The 3,347-nt window shown below is 67.6% G+C and carries 3 protein-coding genes; all 3 read right to left on the reverse strand.

Features of this window, described 5'->3' with window-relative positions; genetic code table 11:
- The coding region (gene mdcC, locus VE759_RS09855) for a malonate decarboxylase acyl carrier protein (RefSeq protein WP_324931073.1) at window positions 1-300 on the reverse strand (300 nt) is incomplete at its 3' end.
- A 4-nt stretch (window positions 301-304) separates the two neighbouring features.
- On the reverse strand, window positions 305-1,186 hold the full coding sequence (locus VE759_RS09860) for a triphosphoribosyl-dephospho-CoA synthase (protein WP_324931076.1): 882 nt from the start codon (window positions 1,184-1,186) through the stop codon (window positions 305-307).
- 12 nt (window positions 1,187-1,198) lie between these two features.
- Window positions 1,199-2,860 carry a malonate decarboxylase subunit alpha gene (gene mdcA / locus VE759_RS09865; RefSeq protein WP_324931079.1) on the reverse strand — a complete coding sequence of 554 codons (1,662 nt, stop codon included), beginning with the start codon at window positions 2,858-2,860 and terminating at the stop codon, window positions 1,199-1,201.
- Window positions 2,861-3,347: the final 487 nt, after the last annotated feature.

Here is a 3,347-nt window from a genome sequence, read left to right on the forward strand (position 1 = left end):
TGCCGCGTCGGCGGCTTGCTGTAGCCGCAGCGTCACTATCGCCGGGGTGGCGCCGGCGTCGTTGAGCTCCCACTGACCGAGCACGGGCGTGCGAGCGAAGAAGCGTTGCAGAGTCGCCTGCCACACCTGGTCGAACCCGTCGACGCTGGTCCGGACGCGCACCCGTGCGTGCGTGACGGCGTCAGGGTCGTCGTCGCGCGGCTCCAGGAGAATCTCGAGGTCACCGGAGGCGACGACGCCGATATGGACTCGCCGCGCTGGTCGCCGGGAAGCCTCGAACTCGTAGTGCAGGGTCCGCATCTTGTCAGTCCTTCCCGGCTCCGCCGACACGCGTGTGAACGGAGTCGACGAATATCGCCGCCGCCAGCACGTCGCCGCTGCCGCCAGTTGACAGCCGCAGACGCCGGGTGGCCAGATCGAGTTCATGCAGCAGCTGCCGTCCGCGCGTGGTGGCGCAACCGCCGGCCCGCATGATTGCGGCGGCGCCATCGCGGACGATTGCCAGGCCCTCGACGCCGCCGCGGTGCAGCGTGCACGTGTCCTGCAGGCTGGCCATACAACTCAACAGCGCCCCGAGGCGTGCGGTGTCCTCGTCGCAGCCGGCGGCGCGGGCGGCTCGCAGCGTCGGCAGGGCCACGTGCACGGTGTGGGGAAAGCCGGCGCGGGCCTCGCCGAGGGCTCCGGTGGCGCCGTAGCGGCGACGGGCAAGCGCGCCGTGCGACAGCCTCAGTCCAGCCATGGCCGGGTCGGGGATGGTGGCCAGTCGCGCCGCGAAGGTGGCGGCCGACGCGGGATCGGGGTGTACGGCCAAACCGGCGGCGAGCAGCCCAAGCACCCACAGTGCGCCGCGGTGGGTGTTGACACCGTCAGTGGCATGAAGCATCCGCTGCTCACCGACGCGGCCGATCGCTCCGATGCGCGCCCGCAGCTGCGGGCCCAGCGGCGTGGCGCGGGCGGCTTCGGCGCAGCGGGCGATCGGGTCGGCCAGCGCGTCGGCGGAGGCGAGCAGAGTCTCGACGTCCATGTCGTGGTGGGTGTTACCACCGCGCAGGTCGACCAGCCCTGGCTTGGGTGTGAGGATGGCCTCCTCACACAGGGCTCGTGCGGCCAGCCGCCCGAGCGTGTCGGGACTCAGAGCAGCAGACCGCGGCGCCGCGGTGCCGGAGGCTTCGGTGATGGCGGTCATCAAAGGCATGTTTCACCAATCCCGGAATTGCGGCGGCGGCTCATACAGGCCCCCGGACCACGCGACGAGGTCGCCGATGCTGCGGGCGGCCAGCAGTGATCGGTTGGCCAGGTTCGCGTCGATCTTGAGGTCTTCGGGCAGTGCGACCAGCCCGTCGCGGCGCAGCCCCTCGAGCCGGGAGGTGTCCGCGCCCCGCCCCAGTGGGGTGACCCCGGCGATCGCGGCCAACGCGGCGCGTCGATCCTCCAGCGAGGAAGCCTTGTACAGGTAGGCGACGCCCTCCTCGGTGACGACGTGGCTGACGTCGTCCCCGTAGATCATCACCGGTGGCAGCGGCATGCCCGCTTTCTTGCCGAATTCGATGGCGTCGAGCGACTCGACGAACGTGGGAGTGCCGCTGGACTGGAACGTTTGCACGATCTGCACAACGAGTTTGCGGCCGCGCATCGCGGCGCCCTCGCCGTAGTGCAGGTCCAGCCATGCCGGGGTGGAATGGCGCCGACCGTGTGGGTCGTGTCCCATGTTGGGTGCCCCGCCGAACCCGCTCAGCCGTCCCTCGGTGACCGTCGACGAGTTGGCGTCGGCGTCCATCTGCAACGTGGAGCCGATGAACATGTCGATGGCGTATTGGCCCGCGAGCTGGCACAACACGCGGTTCGAGCGCAGCGAGCCATCGGCACCGTTGAAGAAGACATCCGGGCGGGCGGCCACGTACTTGTTCATGCCTGACTCGCCACCGAAGCTGTGGATGGTCTCCACCCAGCCTGATTCGATCGCCGGAATCAAGGTGGGATGCGGATTTAGGGTCCAGTTGCGCGCAATCTTGCCCCGAAGGCCCAACTGTTCGCCGTAGGTGGGCAGGATCAGCTCGATGGCTGCGGTGCTGAATCCGACACCGTGATTCAACGACACCACCTGATGGCGCTCATACACTCCACGCAGGGCGATCATCGCCTGCCGGATCTCCACCGGCCCGATCTGTTTGGGGTCGCGGGTGAACAGCGGCTCCAGTGCAAACGGCCGGTCGGCCTGCACCACCAAATCCACCCAGTCACCGGGAATGTCCACGCGGGGCAGCTCGCCGCTCTCGACGATCTCGTCGGCTTGCACGATCACCACCCCGTCGTGAAACGCAGCGGCCTCCGCGATGATCGGGCTGTCTTCGGTGTTGGCGCCGGTGTAGAGGTTCCCGCTGCTGTCGGCGGCCTCCGCACACAACAGCGCCACGTCGGGCCGAAGGTCGACCACCATGCGGGCGTACAGCTCGACGTAGGTGTGCACCGCACCGATTGAGACGGTGCCGTCGGCGACCAGCTGAGCGATCCTCACGCTTTGCGGACCGGCGTAGGCCAAATCAAGTTTGGACGCTATGCCCAGCTCAAACAGGTCGAGATGTTCCACTCGAGACACCGACCCGATCAGCATGTGCAGGTGGTGCAGTTTTGTCGGGTCGCAGCTGGCCAGCGTGCGGGACAGAAAGTCCGCCTGCTTCTGGTTGTCGCCCTCCAAAGCCACCTTGTCACCGGGCCGGATGATCGTCTCAAGCACCGGGGCGAGCTGAGCCGGCTTGACCAGTTTGCCGTCCACAAACCGCCGCGCATCAGCCAAGCGCTCGGCTTTGGCCCGCCGTCGCGTGTCCCAAGCCGGTCGGCGCACATCGTCTTCTGCTGTCATCCGGCTTCTCCGTAACGGCATCGATGCGGTGAAGGTGCATACCTCCGGTTGGCCGGGCGACCCGGTGGAAATGCGCCGATAACCGTGGCCCCTGGAATTCCGTCCAGCCACCCAGGCTAGTCGTTGCAGACTGCCCGCGCCTGGTGTATCCGGTGCTGGGCGGCGCCGTGGACTCCGTGGGTTGTGCTCAGTGCGCATCGCATTAGCCCACGTCGCCCACAGTCGAGGCGACTTCACCCCGGTCACACGGCGCATCGCCTGAACACGGGAGTCGATTGGATGCCCAAACACCATGCGGTTGTTCGCGTATTCGATGGCGGTGTCGAGGAACCAGTGTTGGGCTTGCCCCTATTGGTGCTGCAAAATTTGCAGACCAGTTCCGGCTCTCGGATCTGTTGGCTCCCGCGGGACAACGGCCGCGGTCGCCGACTCAGAGGCGATCGCCGTCGCGACGTCGCGTGGATAGGTGCGGCGTGCCACGGACAAG

Origin of the sequence: Mycobacterium sp. (assembly GCF_035640695.1) — a bacterium.
Lineage (GTDB): Bacteria > Actinomycetota > Actinomycetes > Mycobacteriales > Mycobacteriaceae > Mycobacterium.